The organism is Borrelia coriaceae (genome assembly GCF_023035295.1).
Classification (GTDB): domain Bacteria; phylum Spirochaetota; class Spirochaetia; order Borreliales; family Borreliaceae; genus Borrelia; species Borrelia coriaceae.
Genome location: NZ_CP075076.1, coordinates 835,938 through 857,632, shown reverse-complemented (window position 1 = coordinate 857,632; position 21,695 = coordinate 835,938). Strand labels below are relative to the sequence as shown.

Below are 21,695 nucleotides of genomic sequence, written 5' to 3'. Positions count from 1 at the left end.
AATTAACCCCTTATTACTTTCTAAGTCCAAGTTTAGCTATTAAGGTTCTGTAAGCTTCCAAATTCTTTTTCTGATAATATCTTAATAAATTCCTTCTATGCCCAACTAACTTTAATAAACCTCTCTTAGAGCTATGATCTTTTTTATTGATCTTCAAATGCTCTGTCAAATATCTTATTCTATCCGTAATTAACGCTATTTGCACTTCAACTGAGCCTGTATCACTTGCATTCTTACCAAACTCTGCAATTATTTTTTGCTTTTGTTCTTTACTAATCATAAAAATGACTCCTATACCATCATAGCAAAGGCTAAAATAGACCCACCCTTGCTATAATTAAAATCTTCAAAGTAAATTATAATATTTTTTTATTCAAATAACAAAAATAAAACCAAGACTTTTTAGCAAGTTATACAAAATACCAATCAATTCAATTAAGCTGATTATCAAACATGATCGTAGAATACCCTTAGCTATCTCTTAAAAATTTTTATTTTGCCTAATATTAAAACATGTATATTACTAATTATGTTCCAGAAATCCATTATCAAAAAATGATCACATATTTATATTTATTCAAACCAATTCCACGAATTAGTGCTAATATCTCTTCCGTTTCAGATTGCAAAACCTTAAACTCACCAACATTAATAACAACACTAATATAAATACCATTTTGAATAAACTTAATCATACTATTAGCAACATAAATTTTTTCAAAAAGCCCTAAAGACTCTAAACTCATCAAAGAACTACTAGTAGTAATATCTTCAGAAAAACAAGCACTGTCTAATCTAAAATCTCCAATCTTAATTCTCTCAAGACTCTTAACGTAAGCAAATGACCCTAAAGACAATGCCAAATCCCTTGCTATACTTCTAACATAAGTACCCTTAGAACATTTTATTTGTAGCTTCAAAATACGAGAATCAACATTATAACTTAAGACTCGAATGTCATATATATTGACTTTTCTAGACTGAAGACTAAAAGAATCCCCATTAAGAGCTAACTTATAGGCTCTTTTACCTTTAACATGTATTGAAGAAAACTTAGGTGGAATTTGATAAATCTCACCTATAAAAGATCTAATACCACAATTTAATTCCTTAAGACTTGGAATACAATCCGTAGTATTTACTACTCTACCGTTAGGATCAAGAGTATCAGTTTCAATTCCAAACTCAAACTCTGATATATACTCTTTATCTAAAGATGTAATATAACCTGAAAGCTTAGTGTACTTGCCAACTAAAACAACCAAAAGACCACTTGCAAATTTATCAAGAGTACCCGTGTGCCCAACTCTACTTGTAGAAAAGTACTTTTTTAAAGGAAAAAGGGCATCACAAGAAGTTATGCCAATTCTCTTATTTAATAAAATAATTCCATTCATTAAATTTTATTGCTCTTGACCAATATCCAAATTTTCAATTATTTTATTCACATAAAAAGCCTTAGAAATAGTATCATCTCTTAAAAAATTTAATTTCGGAGTATTTCTAACTCTAATACGTTTAACAATCTCGCTTTGAATAAAACCCTTAGCATTATTTAATGCCTTAACAGCATTGTCAAGAGATGCGCCTTCTTTGATAGACCCAATAAATACTTTGGCATTTATTAAATCATTTGAAATTTCAACTCTAACAACAGTCAAGAACTCATGCACTCTAGGATCTTTAACAACCCTAGTTACTATCAAATTACCAATCTCTTGAACTAATAAACTCTCAAGTTTTGATTTTCTTATCTCTTTTTCCATATAAAAAATAATAAAGCAAATGTTTAAGACTCGAATCGTCTCTTTACCTTCTTAATTTCAAATGCCTCAATAATATCTCCTTCCCTAACATCAAAATAATTATCAATAATAATCCCACATTCATATTGCGCATTAACTTCCTTAACATCCTCTTTAGCTCGTTTTAATGAAGAAATCTTACCAGAATGCACCTGAAATCCTTCTCGCATAATATTAGTTACTGCATCCCGTTTTATACAACCTTGAGACACATAACATCCAGCTACTATCCCAACCTTAGAAATATTAAAAACAGCACGAACTTCTGCAAATCCAATAAATTTCTGTTCAATATCTGGCTCTAACATACCCTCAAGAACTGATTTAATATCATTGATTGCATCATAAATTATATTATATTTTCTGATTTCAACTTTTTCTTGATCAGCTAATAATTGCGCTTTTGTTGTAGGTCTTACATGAAAACCAATAATAATGGCTTCACTAGCTGAGGCAAAACTAATATCCGTTTCTGTTATTGCCCCTACTGATGAATGAATAACTTTTACTCTAATCTCATTATTAGTTAACCTTTCAAGAGAATGTCTCAAAGCTTCAACAGAGCCCTGAACATCAGCTTTTAAAATTATCTTAAGTTCTCTTAAAGCCCCATCTTTAATTGAATCATAAAGATTTGACACAGTAACTTTTTTTACATTCTTAGCATCCTCATACCTCTTAAGATCTTGTCTTTTAGAACTAATTAACTTGGCTTCTTTTTCTGTTTTTGTAACCTGGAATGGATCACCGGCCTGAGGAATTGATGAAAAACCCAAAACACTAATAGCTTTTGCAGGACCAACACTATTAACAGATACTCCACGCTCATTAATTAACGCCCTTACCTTACCATGATAAACTCCCCCAACAAAAGAATCTCCTATAGAAAGAGTCCCATCCTCAACTATAACAGAACAAACTATCCCCCTACCTAAGTCAATTTTAGCATCAAGAACTCTACCAATAGCCCTTTTAGTTGGGTTTGCCTTTAATGACATTACTTCAGCTTGAAGAATAATCATATCAAGAAGTTCCGTAATACCAATATTTTTAAGAGCCGAAATTGCAACAAAAATAGTATTCCCACCCCAATCTTCAGGAACTAAATCATACTCTGAAAGCTGATGTTTAACTCTATCCTGATTTGAATCTGGCAAATCAATCTTATTAATTGCAACAATAATAGGTACATCTGCATCTTTTGCATGATTAATAGCCTCAACAGTCTGTGGCATTACCCCATCCACAGCAGAAACAACAAGCACTACAATGTCTGTAACTTGCGCTCCTCGACTCCGCATCATAGTAAAAGCTTCATGTCCTGGAGTATCTAAAAACGTTATCTCATGATCATTATAATTAATAGTATAAGCACCAATATGTTGTGTAATCCCTCCAAACTCTTTTTGATTTATATCAATATTTTGCAACACTGATAAAAGTTTAGTTTTTCCATGATCAACATGTCCCATTATTGTAATAATAGGAGGTTTTGCAACCCTCTTACTCTCATCATCTTCCTCTGACTCTATAACTGTTTCATCATAGATTGAAACAACATTGACTCTAGAACCATATTCTTCAACCAAAATCGTAGCAGTATCAGAATCAATTTTCTCATTAATAGTTGCCATTACACCCAAAGTCATTAATTTAGCAATTAAATCTGAGGATTTTAAATTCATTTTTCTTGCAAGTTCTGCAACAGTAATAGTTCCCATAATATCAATTGACTTAGGAATTGGATTTGCTAGATTTTCTTTCTTCTTTTTTTGAAGTTGGTCAAACACTTTCTGTTCTATTGTTTGGCTCTCAAGTTCCTCCTTCTTCCTCTTGTAACCTTTTTGATTCTCTTGTTGCTGCTTCTTCTTCTCACCAAGTTTCCTATTAAGACCCTTGCTATCAGAATCAGAAGGTGAGATTGCAACAGTAGAGATAACCTTAGTTCTTATTACTCGTCTAAATGTCTGAGAACCACTACTATTAGAATTATTTCTATTAAAATATCCCCTATTACCTTGTTGTTGAACACCAGTATTATCCTTCTCACCACTTAAAGAAGAAGGCCTTAACCCCCTATCTTTATTTCCATAAGAATATCCCCTATTATCTCTATTATAAGCATAATTCCTATTAAAATGCCCCCCCCTATTACTTTGTTGCTGGGAACCAGTATTATTCTTCTCACCGCTTAAAGAAAAAGGTCTAACGCTCCTATCTTTATTTCCATAAGAATATCCACCTCCCCTATTATCTCTATTATGAACATAATTCCTATTAAAATACCCTCTATTACCTTGTTGTTGACTAGTATTATCTCTCTCACTACTTAAAGAAGAAGGTCTAGCTCCCCTATCTTTATTTCCATAAGAATATCCCCTATTAACATCTTGATTAGCCAATGAATTTGGAGACTCAACAAAATTATCCTTAGATTTATTTAAATTTTTATCAGTATGAGCTACAACCTTTACTACTTTCTTTCGTAATTTAACAACTTTAATTTTTTTTTCATCTTCACTGCAATCATCATCAATATTTTCTGACAAATTATTACTCCTCTTCAAATTCAAAGCTAAGACCTATCTTACAACCTGGACAAAAAGCCATATTTTCATTAATGACAGCCCCACATTCAGGACAAAGCAATTCTTCCTCATCTTTAATCCCTTCAATAGAACCATCATCATTAGAAATTATTACCATCCCTTCCTTCAATATTTTATTTATTTCATCTTGCTTTTCATAACTTATTCCTAACTCAAAAAGTGTTTCCTCGCTAGCATCTAAAAAATTATCAATATCATCAAGACCTGATGCAACCAATTTATCAATGATATTATCATCAAGGATTTTAAGCTCACTAATTTTGTTTACTTCTTCAAATTCATCTTCCTGAACATTATCCTGAATAATTTTCTCAAACATTTCAAAAGTATCTTGTTTAAACTCTCCACTTGCTTTCATCTCTGCAAACTGACTACTGGTCTTAACATCAATTGCCCAATCAAGCAACCTATTCGCAAGTCTAACATTCTGACCCATTTTACCTATTGCAAGTGAAAGCTGTTCATCACTAACAACTACCAAAGCTTTATGCAAATCTTCATCAATAATATATACATTATCTATTTTAGCAGGAGTTAAGGCATCTTTAATAAATTCTTTAATATCCTTAGAATAAGGAATAATATCTATTTTCTCACCTTCAAGTTCCTTAATTATTGATTGAATCCTAACACCCTTTTGCCCAATACAAGGCCCTATAGGATCAATCTCTTCTTTCTCAGAATAAACAGCGACTTTAGTCCTATAACCCGGATCTCTTACTATTTTATGAATTTTAATAATTCCTTCCTCAATTTCAGGAATCTCAAGCGTAAGCAATTCTTCAATAAACTTAGGATGAGTTCTTGATAAGACCACCTCTATCCCATTCTTCCCCTTCTTTACATTGTAAACAAGAATTCTAACTTTATCATTAAGCCCATAAACTTCTCTTGGAGATTGATATTTTTTAGGAATAACACCATCTGTAGTCCCAAGATTGACATAAAGATCTCCATTCCTATTCTGTTGAACATAACCAATAACAATTTTATGCAATTTATGTTTAAATTCCAAATAAAGTTCATTATCCTCAATACCCTGCAAGTCGCTCTTGGTTCTCTGTTTAGCAACTTGAATCGAAAGTCTATCAAAAATTTTGGGATCAATCTCAATATACGCATACCCATCTTCCAAGAGCTCAAATTCTTTAGCATCTTCTTTTAATATCTCAAGTATATCATCTTGCACTTCCTCGACGATCCTTTTTTTAGAATAAACTATTAAATCCCCAGTATCCTCATCGAATTTAACTAAAGCATTCTCATTTGTTCCAAAATACTTCTTATAAGCTATCATCACTGATTCCCTAACCGTTTTACGAATAGCATCTATGCTCATTCCTCGCTCACCAGCAATATTGGCAATCATTTGACCAGTACCCTTTATCATATCCAAGACTCCTTCATGATAATTTAGCCTTCTTAACATCACTATAAAGAATTTTTACCTCTTTATTATTCGTTTTAAAAATAAAACTATCTGTCTCTGCTTTTAAGATAAGCCCTTCTTCAAAATCATTATCTAACATCAATTTAATTTTTTTACCTTCAAAAATTTTAAACTCTCTATCACTCTTAATTTTCCTATTGATCCCAGGAGTAGAAAGTTCTAAACTAAAATTATATTTAAGAACCGACTCCAAGCTCAATAAAATCATTCTGTGTAAATCACAAAGCGCATCCACTCCAAAACCATCATCTTTATAAACAACTACTTGAATCCGACCCTCATTTCTTTTCCTGAAGATATTAGTCTCTATAATTTTAATTCCCAATCGATCTGTTAAATTCTTTATTAAATTATAAACTTCGCTATTATCAATAATTTTAACCAATCATATTCCTAAAAAGAACAAGGCTCTTTTTAAAAGAACCTTTTAAATAAAAAACTCAATCCAAAATTAAGATAACATCAATCAAAATAAATGTCAAGGAAACAATAATCGACTAAGCTCTCGCAATTGATAGCTTTATCACACTCCAAGCTCCATGTCTTACAAGGATATCTTTACAAACAGTCATAGATGCTCCTGTTGTTACAATATCATCAATAAGCACAACCCTATTAAACTTAAAATTCCTATACTTCAACTTTAATTTGACCTTATTACGCAAATTACTATGCCTTAAATCCCCTCGCAATAATTTTTGACTTTTACCCAATCCCCGTCTAAAAATATTGACATAATTGATCCCATTATTACTTAATAAATCCCCAATATACTCCATGTGATCAAAACCATAAAAAACTTTTCTTTTAAAACTACAAGGAATACTAACAACCAAATCAAAATCAATGCTCATCAAAAATTGTAAAATCCCATTTGCAAAAAATTGACCAAGTAATCTTTGCCCCTCTCTCTTATAAGAAAGAACCAATTTCTTATATTCATTTTCATAGTCAAAAAAATACCAAATATCATCTCTAAATTTAACATCAAAATGAAAAAGCCCAATGCAATCCTTGCAAAGAGCATTCAAGTAAATATAATTCTTATTACAACAAGAACAAAAGGGAAGCAATATTCTTTTTAAAATACTCCAATTCCACATTTATATGCCTATGTATTAATTTTTACAATTATTTCACTTAGTAAATTCATTGCTTGAAAAGGGGTAATATTGTTGATATCTATTTTAGAAACAAAATCTTTAAGCTCTAAATAAGTATTAAGCTCTAATTCACAACTCCAACCTTCTTCCATTATATCTTCATCGCCATTAACAGGAGAAGCAACCGAAGTAAAAAATTCTGACGTATACAAGTGCTCTCGACTAGTTAAGCTTTTAAGAATAACATTTGCCCTTTTAATAACCTGTAAAGGTATTCCTGCTATACTTGCAACATAAATCCCATAAGAATTAAGAGAAGGTTTTTCCTCAACCTCTCTTAAAAAAAGAAGTTCATTACCTTGTTTTTCAATTTTCATTGAAAGATTAACAAAAGAATCATGACTAATAGCTGAAAGTTCATGAAAATGAGTTGCAAATAAACTTCTAGCTTTGATATATTCTAAAATATATTCAACAATTGAATATGCAATAGCAAGTCCATCATTAGTACTAGTACCTCTTCCAACTTCGTCCATAATTATTAAGCTATTCTGCGTTGCGTTCCTTAAAATATTAGCCGTCTCATTCATCTCTACTAAAAACGTAGACTCACCTTTGGAAATATTATCACTTGCCCCAATCCTACAAAAAATCTTATCTGTAATTCCTATTATGGCCTTATCGGCGGGAACAAAAGAACCAATATGTCCCATTAAAACAACTAAAGCGGTCTGACGCAAATAAGTTGATTTACCTGCCATATTAGGACCAGTAATCAAACAAAAATATTTCCCGCTATCAATTTTTACAGAATTTTTAGTAAAAGTTTCCCCACTTTTCATATAATGTTCAACAACAGGATGTCTGGCACACTCAAGAACAATTTCTTTATTATTAGTCAAAATAGGTCTTACATATTCATTTTTTTTGGCCACATATGCAAAATTAGAAATCACATCAACATATGCAAAAAACTTAGCAATTTTCTTAATCACGACACTGTGCTTAACAAGCTTTAAAGCTACTTCATTAAATATTTCTTGTTCAAGAGCTGATAAATTATCCTCAGAATCATTGATATCCCTTTCAAGTTCGATAAGTTTGTTAGTTTTATATCTTTTAACAGAATTTAAAGTCTGACTTTCTATAAAATGAGAAGGAATTTGTCCATAATAACTCTTTGTAACCTCAAAAAACAAACCTCTAACATTAATTCTCTTAATTTTAAGGCTATTAATTTTACTAAAATTTTTCTCAAAATCTAGATAATCATCAACATACTTACTAGCATTATTTTTAATCTCTCTTAAACGATCAATCTTAGAATTATAACCATGTTTAATAAATTCATCCTGCTCTTTTGAAATAGAACAATCAATTAAAGAATAAATTTCTTTTATATTATTTTCTTCATTAATATCGAATATCCAATAATTAAAAGAATGCTCATTAAGCAGATTCTTTGCTAAAAAAAATGATGCTAAAGTCTCATTAATCAATAAAAAATCTTTTTTAACATATCTTCTCATTTGAAGTCTTGAAATTATTCTTTCAATATCCCAAACATTACTAAGAATATCTCTTAATCTAATGCTTAAATTAACATTATTGTTTAAAAATTCTACATGATCTAATCTATTGTTAATATCAGCAATATCTAAAAGCGGATTTAATATATATTCCCTTAAAAGTCTCTTTCCCATTGGTGTTTTACAATCATTTAAAACTGAATAAAGAGAATAACAAACTGTAAGATCATTATTGTTTTTAACAAGCTCAAGATTTATCTGAGTAACATCATCAAGAAACATACATTCAGAATCATTATTAATGCAAATCGTGTCAATATTAACCAACAAATTCTTCAAGTTATTCTTTATATAATTTATTATTAAAAAAGACGAAATATAATAAGGTTCGTCCTCTTTAAATCCAAGAGAACTTAAACTAATAACATTGAAATGCTCTTTCAGTAATTTGATAGCAATTTCTTTATCTAAATGCCAATAAGGAATTTTATTGACTAAAAATCGATCAAGGATAAGTTTGTCTGAATATTCGTAATAAAAATTATCTGACACTATTATTTCTTTTGGAGAATACTTTTCAATATCCCGTCTCAATTTTTCTAAAAAACTTCCCTCATAAAAAATTATTCCAAGTCTAGATGTCGACAAGTCTATATAAGAAAATGAATAATAGTCCTTATAATCACTAATAGCTACCAAATAATTATTAACATCATCTTGCAAAAAATCTTCATCAATTACAACCCCAGGACTTATAACCTCAACAACTTCTCTTTCTAAAGGTCCTTTAGGATCCGTTTGTAATCCTTGCTCACAAATTGCAACCTTTTTATCAAGCAAAATTAACTTTTTTATATACTCTTTACTTGTATGACAAGGCACTCCACACATAGGAACATCTTCTCTTTTGGTCAAAGTTAATCCCAAAAGCTTACTTCCCTCAAGAGCATCATCAAAAAACATTTCATAAAAACTACCTACTCTAAAAAATAGAATAGCGTCCTCATATTTACTTTTAATACTTAAATATTGCCTCATCATCGGCGTAAAATCTTTTTTCATATGTATAATACTAAAATTATAATTGATATTATTAAAACTTTACAATATACTTAAAAGTATCAAAAAAGAATATACAATGGAAAAAGATACTCTTAAAAGCAATATCTTTTATATATGTAAAGACGATTCTGTTTTCATAAAATTGATAAATAGACTTACTGCATTATATTCTGTAAGTTTCAAAATATTTATTAAAAATATATTCATAAATAACAACAATAAAATCAATAAATTATACATAGATTTATCGGAAACAAAATATTTAGATTCAACTTTTATGGGAGTGCTCATATACATTGATAATAAAAGCAACGAATACAACAAAAGCTTTAAAATAATAAATTCAAGCAAGGAAGCACTTCAAAATTTACAATCTCTTGGCCTTGAAAAAATATTAAAAATAGAATACAGAGAAGAAAAATTACAAAAAAGTGACATGAAAGAATACTTTTGCTTAAATGCACACAAAAATACAATATTTAACTCAATACTAAAATCACATATCTTACTCTCAAGTCTTAATAGAAATAACAAAAAAGAATTTTGCACTCTAATTAAAAGAATTAAGAAAGAAAATAACAATTAAAGAGCAATTTTAATCATATATTAATGTTCATTTAAATACTTAATGATATCATCTGTTATATCAACTGTACTATTATAATAAAGAATATATGGATTATCCTTCTTCATAACTAAAGAAATACCATTTATCTCCGCAATATATTGAATACCATTAAGTATTTTGCCCCAAAGTACTCCATCACTATTTAGGCTGTTTATATTAATCTGCTTTTGTTGTTCAAGATTACTTTTAGCCAAGCTTTTAAGCTTTTTAAGCTCATCAATCTTTAAATTATATTGATTACCAAATAATTTAGCACTCTCTAAATCATTTGTACCAACAGCTTCATCGTACATTTTTCTCAAATCTTTAATCTCAGAATTCAAGGCATCTACTCTTTCTTGATAATGACTTTTTAACTGTTCAAGACTAGACTTTAATTGTGGACTTAAAAATCCAATCACAATTTTTTCAAAATCTACAATACCCACTTTTGTAACATTAACTGAAAAAAGATTTAATGGAAAGAAACATGCAAATAAAAACACTATGAAAGACATAAGAATCCTCCTTACAAAAAGCTAACTCAATTATATCAGTATCTCATATCAATAGCTAAGAAAAATTTAAACCCTCCAAAGTAATTATAATACCTATTAACACCTTCATTATTAAAATGAAATGGATAAGCTATTACAAAAGACAAAGGCATTTGAGGTAATATACTTCTAATGCCAAAACCCCAACTAAAAATAAAATTACTAAAAGGAACGAACAAAGAATTTTCCTGCCCTTCTAGAGAATATGAAGCCATATCTAAAAACAAAATATCCCAAACCAAAATATTTTTAATTAAAGGCATTGATAACTGAACAGTATTTATAAACGAACTATAAATATTACTCAAAGTCCCCCATCCTCTTGCAATCATAAAGTTTTCACTAATAACTATCAAGTGATGTGGTTGCACTTCTATCTCAAAACCATTTCCAAGTGGTGGCAAAATATTTGAATAAACACTTCTTAAAGTTAAGATTAAATCAAAAAACGGGGTAAAAACATCCTGATAACCTAAAAGAGAAAAATATCGCTCAAAAGTAGTTGTAGATTTGGAGAAATGACTTTGTCCAAGTAAAAATCCACCAAAAATATCAAATTGTTGCTTAAGTAAAAAACCATCATTAGGTAATGACTGAGAATTTCTTGTATCCCATGCAACACTAACACCAAAAGAATTTTCAAATCTAATAGTATTATAATTATCCCTTAAATAATAATTTGAAGGTCTATTAACATTATCATCATAATACACATATTTCAAAGCAGTTTGCACACTCCCAACAAATGATTGCTTGCCGAGATAATTAGAGAAAGTATAGCCAGTAAACCCACTAATACTAAACTTAGCTAAAGAATAGTTCATAGTATTAAAATCTGAAAAATTCTTAGCATTATTATATGCTTCCCAACTTACAAAAGGATCTGGAACTTCCTTTTTGCCTACAAATATAGGCCCATTAATATCCTGATACGCTGTATTTATAGAATGTGAGAAATCAAAAAACCCTCCAATAGTCCATCTGGTCTGCATAAACCAATTATCTTCAAACATTAGCCTAAAACTTTGTTCTGAAAAGGCAAGATTAAGTCTTGCAGAAAGAGAATATCCTTCACCTAAAAAATTAGATTGCTCCCACTGTCCAAAAACTGAAAATGGAAGCCAAGAATTACTCACCCCACCAAAATTCATACCAAATCTAAAACTTGCCGTTTCTCGCTCTTCAACAGTAAAATTTATTTTCATTAAACCTTCAACATTACTTGGCATAACATCAGGTATAACATTGCCAAAATAACCAAGTCTTTGCAAATTAAGCATTCCCATCCTAAGCTTTTCCAAACTAAAAATATCACCTTCAATTAGAGGAATTTCTCTAAGTATTACATGAGAAGCTGTTTTTTTATTACCTGAAACAGTAATAGATTCAATATGTGCTTTTTCTTTTTCTAATATCTCAATAGAATAATCTACAAATTCATCTCTTATAGTTTGAGAAGGTACAATTTCTGTAAAGATATAACCATCGGAATAATATTTATCCCTAATCTTTGCAAAATCTTGTTCAAATCTTGAATTATCGAAAATATCTCCCTCTTTAAAAGTAATTAAAGATTGTAATTCTTCTAATTTAAAAACCAAATTACCAGTAATTTCAAATTTACCAAATTTAAAAACACTACCCTCTGAAATAAAATATTTTAAGTAAACTTCTCGCTCCAATTTTTTATCATCACTTGGAATGCGTATATCTACAGTACTATTTACCACTTTTGCATTAATATACCCATTATTCTTATAATAAGCCTCAAGTTGCATCTTATCTTTATCAATATTTGATTTTAAATACCTACCATCAAAAAATAAAGATGCTGATTTTGATACTAAATATTTTCTAAGAATACGACTCTTAAAATTTAAATTTCCCTCAAAAGAAACCTCTTTAACAATATACTTGGGACCAGCATTAATTTTAAACACAATATCTACTAAACTATTCGCTTCTTTAATATCAAATTCAACAACAACATCACGATATCCAGCATCTCTATACATCTCTTCAAATTTAACAACACTTTTTTTAACTTTTGCAAGATTTAAAGCCTCTTTTGCCTTAACACTTGCTCTGTCACGCAGTTCACTATTCCAAAAAACTCCACTATCATCAATGAAAGTAACAGTCTTTACTAAAGATTTTTCTTTTACAAAAAATGTAATTACAAGTTTATTATCTTCTAATCTAAACTCAGGGCGAATAAGTCCTTCAAAATAATCAAGAGCATAAAGATCAATTTGTAACTTATCAAAGAGTTCATCAGAATAAGCTTGTCCTAAATAAGCATTTAAAGTAGAAGCAAGATCATTTTCTTTGATATTTTTAAGACCATTAAAATCAATACCTTTTATTATCTTACCCTTATAATTCTCTTGAGAATAGACTAAGTTAAATACAAATAAGAAACAAATCGTAAAAATGAAGGCTCTAAATAACTGCAATAAAAACCCCTTACATAACTCAGTATTTAAACTTCCAAAAAATAGATATTTGATTTCCTATTCCATGACCATGTTTCATAAAATTATAATCAAAAATATAATCAACAAAGAAAAACGGTGAATCAAGTTCAAGACCAAAATTAATACTAAAGTTTAAATTCTGAGAAAATGGTGTTAAATCTTCTTTTAAAAACCCAAATCCTGCCTTAGCAAAAACACCATCAATAATATATTTCCCCACTTTAACACTCGTTTTATCAAGAACACCTGCAAAAGTTGTTGGACTTCCCAAAATACCAATAGCATTCCTTAATATATCCGTTTTGATACTCAATAGGTCTAATTTTAATACAGAACGTATATAATCTTCAATAGGTTGTATTATCAGATCAACTAGGATATCACTAGCTAATCCAAGTGCCATTTCAGCTGTATTTGTACCTGCCGATTGTAATCCATGATCACCTCCAATTATTGAACTTGTTAAGAGATATTTGATTTCTTGCTCTGTTCGCACAGGATAAGATGAAAAACTAAGATTCCACAAACTCAAAGGCCCATCTATGCTCATTGTTACCAACAAATTTTCATTACCATCTTTAATCACATTTGTAGCTTCAGCCTTTACCCATGGATCAAATTTACTCTTATTTTCATTAAAAGATATATATGAAACACCCCTGAAGACAAATTGCTTGTTATGATAATTGAAAGAACCACCTGCAATATTTAAATCTCCTTTAAGAATAAAATCATCCGTTTTAGTATCAGACTTAACCTCAAGTTCATTCCCTCTTGCAATAATAGCATTCAAAAAAGAAATTTTATTATCCGGCCAATGAAAAGCAACATTACTATCAAAATTAATTTTAATATCTGTAACAATATCTAAACTCTTAGAACTAGCATCAGATGTTCCAACTCCTTTGCTTCTCCTATAAGGATCTATTAAAAAATCAACAATCGAATTTTCAAGTAAATAAACCCAAGCATTTGAAACATTTAAGTCTCCTCTAAACATAATCTCTTCAGCATTACCTTCAACAAAAAAATCACCTGAAACATGTCCAACAAAATTTATAGTTACTTTATCAAATTTAATAGGTACTCCGGAACTCCCAGACACACCAATATCTATCTTATAATAATCAACAATACTATCACTTAAAAAGTTTAAATTAAGACGTGCAGCAACATTGACATCAGAATAATAGTCTAAGTTAAATTTGTTCTCAATAATCACGCTATTATTTTTAATAATTACCGGCACATCAATTAACTCTAAAATTCTACTCTTTCCATACTGTCTGGATAATTTTAAATATTCAGTGCTTATTAAACCGTGTACTATTCTAAACGTCCCATTAAGATCTGGATTATATAAATCACCATCAATATCCAATACACCAATCATATTAAGCTCATAGAGAACAAAATGTTCTTTAATATTAAAAAAAGTTTTTGAACCTAATAGATCTTCTGAAATTAATTTTGAATCAAATTTAATGTCTTGAATATTACTTGTAATTTTATTCTTAGAAATTTTACCTGATGCAACAAAACTAAGAGACAAATAATCATTTAACCTGATATTAAAATCACCATCATTATACTCATACAAACAATGAATAAGGTCATATTCAACTGATGACATGATAAACCTTTCAAAATTATTTTTAAATTCAATTGTAAGAACAGACAGATCCTTGTCTTTATATTTTAAATCTCTTAAAACAATTTCACCATCAGTTTCACTCTTTAAAATACCAAATTCTTCCTTAGTCTTATCGTCAAATTTTTGAAAACTTGCATTAATCCTTGAAGAGAAAAGCTTACTATTAACATTCAGATTAGAAATTCCAATAGCATTTTTAATATCATATCTGAAATTACCTGTTAAAATTTCTTCCTTATTCTGAGTTGCCTTTATATTATAGATATTAAGACTATTATCGACCAATCCTAAATTTAAAGAACAATATGTAGGAATACCTACCAAAGACAGATTATCTGTTTCAAGAAAAGCATTAAGAGAATAATTAAATAAATCACTATCTTTAAAATTTAGTATAAAATTACCATTAATCGTACCATTTAAGAAGGGAAAAAATTTTAAATTATTAAAACTAAATCCCTGAAATTTACCAACAAAATAACTGCCATCCTCATTAGAATCAACTCCTAAAAAATAACGCTCCGAATTTACATGCGAAAACAAGTTTAAATTACCACTAAGTTTACCATTTAAATCAAAATGTCCTTGACCTTGTAAATTTGAAATCTCATTTATAAGTTTAATATTTGAAAGACTAACCTTTTTATCCTTATACAAACCTTCAAGGCTAAAATTAAAATTATAAGCAGGAACAGAAGAAATCTTGTCTAATTTAAACTTAGTAATTGTTACATTCAAATCATCATTAATTCTTTGATAATCTCCAAAAGCATTAAAATTAAGCAAAACTTCAGAACTTTCATTATAAAAATGAAAATCATTAATATCGAAAAAATAAACTATAGATGAATCAGAATAGGTTAAACTAATTTGTGCCTTAGGTGAAAATGTCAAATTAGCATATCTATCTTTAAAATTTAACTCAAAATATGAAGGATAATTCCTACCCAAATAATTAAACTCAGTATTGATCTTAAAACTATCATCAAACAACTGTATCAAAAAATTAGAATTTACATTATAATCACCATCAATGTAATTAAAATGTTTTACCCTATAAATATTTCCTTCTCCACTTGCATCAAACATTAAATTAAAATTATCTAATTTAGATAAGACAACAAATTTGAGACTATTTAACTTGCTCTTAGTATAATCAACTATATTCAAATCAAAATCCGAAGTCAAAGTTAAATACTTTCCCGACAAAAAATATTCAGGAATAACTTTAGTCATAAAAGTTTCTGGAAGAATATCCTTCAAAAAAAGCATAGGAAACTCTTTAATTCCCAGATTAACGTTAAAATTTTTCTTATTAAAATCACCCTTTAATGAAACTTTAGAATTATTATTAGCAAAATTTAATAAATAATTAACATGGATATTATCCTTGTCAAAATTTGTCTTCATATTCAAATCTCGAATTTTAAGCCTACCAACTTTAAAATTATCGGATTTTACACAAAAAAATTGATTTTCCTTACTAAAATCTAAATGTCCATTAATATCCTTAAAATTAAAAATTTTGGCAGAGCTAAAATCAAGTCTTCCTATTGGCACTAAATCTTCTAAAGAATAATAACCCTTATAACCAATAAACCCTCTTTTAAGTTTTACAAAAGCATTTTGTACATCGGCAACTACTTCATTACCTTTAATCTGTACCCTTATTCCCTGAATCTCTTTATCTAGCATATTAGCCTTTGAAGACGAATTTAATAAAAATGCATACCGCAAATCTTTATCTTTTAAATCATAAGAAAATGCCAATTGACCATCTAAACTTGTATCAAGGTAATTTTTATAATCACTTAATTTCTCATTAAGACTTATCCAATTTAAAGGATTAACATCAAAGAACAGAACATCCAATCTTAAAAAATTTTTATTAAAATCATATCTTAAATTAAAATCTAAATTTTCTCTGATAATATTAAAAACTTCAATATTGCCTTTAGAATAATTTATTTGAAATCCTTGCTCAAGCAAATCAAAATAACCAGTACGCAACTCTAAAAAACTAAAATTGATATACCCATCTTCAAGATCTTTTTTAAACTTACCTTCAAAATAAAAAATTGAATCAAGAATTTTTTCATGACTAACATCAAAATTTAAAGCTGAAAGAGTACTAAAATCAACAATAAAACTAAACAAAAAATCATCATCAATAGTCTTTAATGCAAAACTATTAATCTGACATTTTAAAACTTTACTATCATTTAGTCTAAAATTCACATTAATGTCTTCTAAATGAATATGAAGACTATCAAAATGGCTAAGTATTCTACCAAGCATTGCACGATTAGTACTATCATCATTTAACTGCAATGTATGAGAATGTGTATTTTGAGATTTAAGGAACTTGAAATCATTGAAATCAAAATTTAAAGTACTACCTCTTATAAAAACATCTAAAATAATGTTTTTATCTCCAAATAGCAGTCTAAATAAATCGAAATTAACTTTAACAGTGTTCATCAATATTGTATTTTTATCATTTAAGCTCAACTCCAGATTATCTATTTTTATTGAAGACAAAAAATAAGGATCAATCTTATCGTATTTAATTTTAAAGCCCGATTTAGATTCAAGATAACTCATAATAAAAAATCTAGCGGCATGAACTTCGGCTTGAATAGATAAAATAAAGACAGTAAGAATTGATATAAAAACTACAACTGCAAAGATAAAAGATGGGACAATCTTATTTTTTATAAAAAACAAATTCATATATCTATGTATATCTATTATATAATACTTAAAGTAAGTATCTAATTAATCAAAATACTTAAGGAAACAATTTTTATGAATAAAATCTTAAAAAATTTTTATTGCATAGAAGGAATCGATGGAAGTGGAAAAACAAGTATAATCCAAAGACTACAAAAACTTTGTAATAACAAACTGAAATACTATTTTACAAAAGAACCATCACAAGGAATAATTGGAGAATTCATAAGAAAACAACTGACTAATTTTAAAAATCCCTTAAGACAGAACTCACTAGCATATCTATATGTAGCAGATAGATATGAACATTTATATAATACAAGAAATGGGATAATAAAAATATTAAACGAAGGTAAAGCAAAAGTAATAACCGACAGATATCTATTCTCATCTATAGCATATCAAGGAGAATTGGGATACAGACTAAATAAAGATTTTCCACTTCCTGAAAAACTTTTCTTCATTAAAACAGATCCCAACATTGCATATAAACGGATTAAAGAAAACAGAACACAAACCGATCTCTTTGAATTTGAAGCAGCAAAATTCAACGAAATTAACTCTAAATATATAGAAATGCTCAAAATTTTTGAAGGTTTAATTGACATTGTACACATTGAAAACTCAAATGAAGAAGACCTAGAAATAAATACAAAAAAAATTTTTGATTTAATAAAATTTTAATATAATTAAAATAAAGAAAAGGATAAAGAATATGTTCCATAAAAATTTTTTTGTATTGTGTCTAATAATACCTTCTATATTCTTAACAATCAATATCCATGCATCATCAAAATTTTTTTATGCTGAACAATGGTATGTCATTTTCAATGAACAAATGAAAAAAACTCCCAATCATTACAAGAAAAACATATTTTTCCTACAAAATGCATTAAAATTCCCATTTGGAAATCCAAACTATTCTTTATCAAAGATAGAAACAAGAGAAGAATGGGACAAATACAAACTTCTTTTCAAAATGCATGTAAATTTACTTTTAGTCAAACAACATCTATATCTGGGCGATTTATTTGACACAAGACACATATATTTTTATAAAACTCCAAAAAAGAAGGGGATTCTTGAAAACTTAAACCAAGCTACAAATTTTTACAAAATAGCTACTAATTACTATAAAGAAGCTTTAAAGTATCACAAACAATTACAAAAGTATAAATTTAACAAAATGCAAAGCGATGGAATAACAAATTGGGAAGATGAATATCATAGAATTGAAATGAAAGAACTTAATTACTACAACATAATCGAAAAAGAATTAATACGTATTGAAAAAACAAAGCAATTCTTTCAAAAAATGCCAAATTACTATTAATACCTGCTAAAAAATCCATTGGTGCTCTTTTGACACAATTACCTTTTGAACATAGTCCTTACTGAGAGAAAACTTCTCAATAAGATCTCTAAAATCTCCCTTACTAAGAATATTACATTCTAATGAAAGTGTAATTAAAGCTCTCTCTGCTAAAAAAGGCAATCCCAACAAATTTTCCAAAACCACAATATCACATTTTCCTCTAGATTCAATCAAAAGAGAATTTTCAAAATTTGAACCCCTTACACCCCTGCTCAAATCCAAGATCTCTTGTTCTAGCAACCCCTTATCCCCTTTTGCATAAAGCAACGCAAAAGGCTTAAGAATGGTAAAAAAATACTCCCTACCCACAAGATAATGGTGCTTAGAACACCTTGTGGCATAATTTGGATAAATCGCAGACTCAACAATCTCATCACCACCAACAATTAACAAAGGATCAAAATAGGGGGCAGCGATTTCTTTTCCTTCGTAAAAATAATATCTATATGTCAAAAAAGATTCATCCATACAATTAACATGCTCACAATAAGCACCAAGACTACAAATTTTATCTGAATATTCTACTAAGAGCTGAGCAGTATTATTAAATATTTCTTTTCTAAAATTATAAAGTAAAGTAGGAAGTATAAATAACGCATTAGAATCTAATGCAAATTTATTTAACATAAAAACTAAACGTTCATCATAAAAACAAGTTTCATCAATAATAAAAGTTCCATACTCAGGATTATCATCTATTAACTGACCCACATCACAAGAATTACTGGCAAAATCAACTCCATCAATTCTATCGCTTCCACCACCTCTATAAGGAATAACATTTTCAGGATAATCTTTAAACCTTTTCTTATCAAGAATATTTCTAATAAAAAATACATCAGCTCTATTTCTGCAACCCTTGGTAATGGAATTTAAAACTTTAGAAGATTTATTCTTAATAATAAGAGAATCTTTATAAATCTTAGCAGCATATTCTGTCTTACCACTACCCATAGGGCCAATTATAAGCATCAAATTTAAATTATCTTTAAAATTAAAATGACTAATAGAAACAATATTATCAAGTTTGGATTTAGTATCTCCACTAAATAAATTCAAATAAAAGCTCATAAAACTCAACTCCAAACATACTAATAAAATTTTTCATACAAACACAAGAGAATCAAAAGGAATCACAAGCTGCAAAGGAGCACCTAAATACCCTGAAAACAGTCTTTTAACATAAAGCAATAAGACAAATACTCTTTTATCCTTAATATAATTAAAAGAATAAACAAAAATTTCATCATTATCCCTAAAATTAAGTTCATCACCAAGACCATTTGAAAACACCTTGGCAACTCTATATTCTTTACCAGAAAGAGCACTCAAATGTAACCCTAAAAAAGCTCCCATCAAATTTCTCAAAGAATCACTCTCTACAATATTCTCAATAATATCCTCTGGTCGGTCTTGAGGGTACAAATAACTCTCATACTCTTTATCATCCCTTCTATACCTAATTTTAACCATAGACTTTCTTTGCAAAATATAATATTGCAGCTCTCTTAAGCTATCAAACCTCAAAGAATTAACACTAATAATAGCATCCCCACTTCTAAGTCCACCAATATCTGCAGGAGAATTAGGAGCTACATATGATATTTTCAAACTTTTCAAACTTTCAGAAAAAGTCAAACCCAACCACTTATTCCTTAAAGATCCACCTCCATACATAAATGGCAATACCTTTAAAACCCATTTGGACGGTATAACAAAATTAAGACCTTGAGAATGTAAAATTCCAGCAAATGTAAGGCCAACTAACTCGCCAATTTCATTGACAACAGGTCCACCGGAATTACCCTGATTAATGGCAGCATCAATCTGATAAGAATCACCCACAGACAATAAATTTCTATTTTGTCCTGAAATTATTCCTGAAGTAATAGTCTTCTCAAATCCCATAGGAGAACCCATAGCATAAATTCTATCTCCAATACTAATATTCGAAGAACAATTGAAATTAAATTGATGCTCTAATTTGAAAGAGACCTTAATTAAAGCAAGATCCATTTCCTTTGAATAAGAAATGACTTCTGCAGGCAATTTTTCACCTTTACCCCTTGGAAGTCTAACATAAAGATTCGAAATTCCATGATAATCATTATCAACTTGGGAACTAATTACATGATAATTGGTTAAAGCATACCCCTTAAGATTATCAATAACAAAAGCAGAGCCTAAGGCAATATTTGGCAACCTACGCCCGTTTAAAATTTTAGTACCCATATCAACCCAAACTGTTAAAACAGCCGTATCAAGCAAAACATTCCTTGAAGGGGATTTCTCACTTGTAACAAAAGTTTTCAAAAAATCAAAAGTATTATCAAATAAATAATATTTTGCAAAAAAATTCGCAAGCATTGGGTCCGTGCGTTTTATACTCTCAAGATGCTTTAAAATTAACTGTTCTTTGCTCTCATTAAGCATGATACCAAACAAATTTAAAGTTTCAAGCTTAAAGAGTGCTTTTTCATAATCTTTTTCATTACAAAACTTAAGGTATTCATCTTTAATTCCGGACAAAGCTCTATCTCTTAAATTTAGAAAACCTTGTTCCATTTCAAAACCACTATTCTTCAGATTGTAATAACTTGAAAGCGCAATCTCAAAATCATTATCTTCAATATGCTTATTTATACTTTCAGATGGAATATAATAAATTTGCTTGTCATCTATGTCTTTTATAGTGCTGCATGAAAAAATCAACATAAAAATAATAAAAATTTTT

Annotated in this window: 16 protein-coding genes; 3 read left to right on the top strand and 13 right to left on the bottom strand. The window is 28.9% G+C overall.

The features are described 5' to 3' along the window. Positions 1-13: 13 nt before the first annotated feature. The 8 genes from rpsO to mutS form a co-directional block, all read right to left on the bottom strand. The gene (gene rpsO, locus bcCo53_RS04080) at positions 14-280 is read right to left on the bottom strand and encodes a 30S ribosomal protein S15 (RefSeq protein ID WP_025408371.1); all 267 of its coding nucleotides are present in this window, start codon (positions 278-280) and stop codon (positions 14-16) included. Between the two features lie 268 nt (positions 281-548). Next, entirely contained in the window at positions 549-1,397 is an 849-nt protein-coding gene (gene truB / locus bcCo53_RS04075; RefSeq protein WP_025408370.1) for a tRNA pseudouridine(55) synthase TruB, read from the bottom strand. Between the two features lie 6 nt (positions 1,398-1,403). Continuing rightward, the gene (gene rbfA, locus bcCo53_RS04070; protein ID WP_025408369.1) at positions 1,404-1,766 is read right to left on the bottom strand and encodes a 30S ribosome-binding factor RbfA; all 363 of its coding nucleotides are present in this window, start codon (positions 1,764-1,766) and stop codon (positions 1,404-1,406) included. A 23-nt stretch (positions 1,767-1,789) separates the two neighbouring features. Further along, the gene (gene infB / locus bcCo53_RS04065; RefSeq protein ID WP_025408368.1) at positions 1,790-4,354 is read right to left on the bottom strand and encodes a translation initiation factor IF-2; all 2,565 of its coding nucleotides are present in this window, start codon (positions 4,352-4,354) and stop codon (positions 1,790-1,792) included. 4 nt (positions 4,355-4,358) lie between these two features. After that, positions 4,359-5,804: a transcription termination factor NusA gene (gene nusA / locus bcCo53_RS04060; RefSeq protein WP_025408367.1), complete on the bottom strand. Its 1,446-nt coding sequence runs from the start codon at positions 5,802-5,804 to the stop codon at positions 4,359-4,361. Positions 5,805-5,817: 13 nt separating this feature from the next. After that, on the bottom strand, positions 5,818-6,249 hold the full coding sequence (gene rimP, locus bcCo53_RS04055) for a ribosome maturation factor RimP (RefSeq protein WP_025408366.1): 432 nt from the start codon (positions 6,247-6,249) through the stop codon (positions 5,818-5,820). Positions 6,250-6,361: 112 nt separating this feature from the next. Next, a complete protein-coding gene (locus bcCo53_RS04050) occupies positions 6,362-6,967 on the bottom strand; it encodes a type I phosphoribosyltransferase (protein WP_025408365.1) in 606 nt (201 codons plus the stop codon). 8 nt (positions 6,968-6,975) lie between these two features. Next, positions 6,976-9,558 carry a DNA mismatch repair protein MutS gene (mutS, locus tag bcCo53_RS04045; protein WP_025408364.1) on the bottom strand — a complete coding sequence of 861 codons (2,583 nt, stop codon included), beginning with the start codon at positions 9,556-9,558 and terminating at the stop codon, positions 6,976-6,978. 76 nt (positions 9,559-9,634) lie between these two features. Between mutS and bcCo53_RS04040 the strand changes: the two genes are divergently transcribed. Next, on the top strand, positions 9,635-10,144 hold the full coding sequence (locus bcCo53_RS04040) for an STAS domain-containing protein (protein WP_025408363.1): 510 nt from the start codon (positions 9,635-9,637) through the stop codon (positions 10,142-10,144). Positions 10,145-10,164: 20 nt separating this feature from the next. On the opposite strand, the gene bcCo53_RS04035 is transcribed toward bcCo53_RS04040, so the two are convergent. Genes bcCo53_RS04035 through bcCo53_RS04025 form a run of 3 tightly spaced genes read right to left on the bottom strand, consistent with a single transcriptional unit; the run spans position 10,165 to position 17,586 of the window. Beyond that, on the bottom strand, positions 10,165-10,683 hold the full coding sequence (locus tag bcCo53_RS04035) for an OmpH/Skp family outer membrane protein (RefSeq protein WP_025408362.1): 519 nt from the start codon (positions 10,681-10,683) through the stop codon (positions 10,165-10,167). A 35-nt stretch (positions 10,684-10,718) separates the two neighbouring features. Further along, positions 10,719-13,157: an outer membrane protein assembly factor BamA gene (gene bamA, locus bcCo53_RS04030; RefSeq protein WP_425387111.1), complete on the bottom strand. Its 2,439-nt coding sequence runs from the start codon at positions 13,155-13,157 to the stop codon at positions 10,719-10,721. Between the two features lie 40 nt (positions 13,158-13,197). After that, positions 13,198-17,586, bottom strand: a complete 4,389-nt coding sequence (locus bcCo53_RS04025; protein ID WP_028328133.1) for a translocation/assembly module TamB domain-containing protein — start codon at positions 17,584-17,586, stop codon at positions 13,198-13,200. Between the two features lie 75 nt (positions 17,587-17,661). On the opposite strand from bcCo53_RS04025, the gene tmk reads away from it, so the two are divergent. Both tmk and bcCo53_RS04015 read left to right on the top strand, forming a co-directional pair. Further along, a complete protein-coding gene (gene tmk / locus bcCo53_RS04020; RefSeq protein ID WP_025408360.1) occupies positions 17,662-18,270 on the top strand; it encodes a dTMP kinase in 609 nt (202 codons plus the stop codon). Between the two features lie 31 nt (positions 18,271-18,301). Next, positions 18,302-18,919, top strand: a complete 618-nt coding sequence (locus bcCo53_RS04015; RefSeq protein WP_028328132.1) for a hypothetical protein — start codon at positions 18,302-18,304, stop codon at positions 18,917-18,919. A 6-nt stretch (positions 18,920-18,925) separates the two neighbouring features. On the opposite strand, the gene bcCo53_RS04010 is transcribed toward bcCo53_RS04015, so the two are convergent. Together bcCo53_RS04010 and bcCo53_RS04005 are read right to left on the bottom strand one after the other, a co-directional pair. After that, positions 18,926-20,032 (bottom strand): thymidine kinase, encoded by a 1,107-nt coding sequence (locus bcCo53_RS04010; RefSeq protein WP_025408358.1) that lies wholly within the window; start codon positions 20,030-20,032, stop codon positions 18,926-18,928. Positions 20,033-20,065: 33 nt separating this feature from the next. Then, positions 20,066-21,676, bottom strand: coding sequence for a S1C family serine protease (locus bcCo53_RS04005; RefSeq protein WP_241766554.1), 1,611 nt, complete (start codon positions 21,674-21,676; stop codon positions 20,066-20,068). Between the last annotated feature and the right edge of the window lie 19 nt (positions 21,677-21,695).

Coding starts and splice junctions, on each gene's coding strand:
- rpsO (WP_025408371.1), bottom strand. CDS start 280: ATGATTAGTAAAGAACAAAAGCAAAAAATAATTGCAGAGTTTGGTAAG.
- truB (WP_025408370.1), bottom strand. CDS start 1,397: ATGAATGGAATTATTTTATTAAATAAGAGAATTGGCATAACTTCTTGT.
- rbfA (WP_025408369.1), bottom strand. CDS start 1,766: ATGGAAAAAGAGATAAGAAAATCAAAACTTGAGAGTTTATTAGTTCAA.
- nusA (WP_025408367.1), bottom strand. CDS start 5,804: ATGATAAAGGGTACTGGTCAAATGATTGCCAATATTGCTGGTGAGCGA.
- bcCo53_RS04050 (WP_025408365.1), bottom strand. CDS start 6,967: ATGTGGAATTGGAGTATTTTAAAAAGAATATTGCTTCCCTTTTGTTCT.
- mutS (WP_025408364.1), bottom strand. CDS start 9,558: ATGAAAAAAGATTTTACGCCGATGATGAGGCAATATTTAAGTATTAAA.
- bcCo53_RS04040 (WP_025408363.1), top strand. CDS start 9,635: ATGGAAAAAGATACTCTTAAAAGCAATATCTTTTATATATGTAAAGAC.
- bcCo53_RS04035 (WP_025408362.1), bottom strand. CDS start 10,683: ATGTCTTTCATAGTGTTTTTATTTGCATGTTTCTTTCCATTAAATCTT.
- bcCo53_RS04025 (WP_028328133.1), bottom strand. CDS start 17,586: ATGAATTTGTTTTTTATAAAAAATAAGATTGTCCCATCTTTTATCTTT.
- tmk (WP_025408360.1), top strand. CDS start 17,662: ATGAATAAAATCTTAAAAAATTTTTATTGCATAGAAGGAATCGATGGA.
- bcCo53_RS04015 (WP_028328132.1), top strand. CDS start 18,302: ATGTTCCATAAAAATTTTTTTGTATTGTGTCTAATAATACCTTCTATA.
- bcCo53_RS04010 (WP_025408358.1), bottom strand. CDS start 20,032: ATGAGCTTTTATTTGAATTTATTTAGTGGAGATACTAAATCCAAACTT.
- bcCo53_RS04005 (WP_241766554.1), bottom strand. CDS start 21,676: ATGTTGATTTTTTCATGCAGCACTATAAAAGACATAGATGACAAGCAA.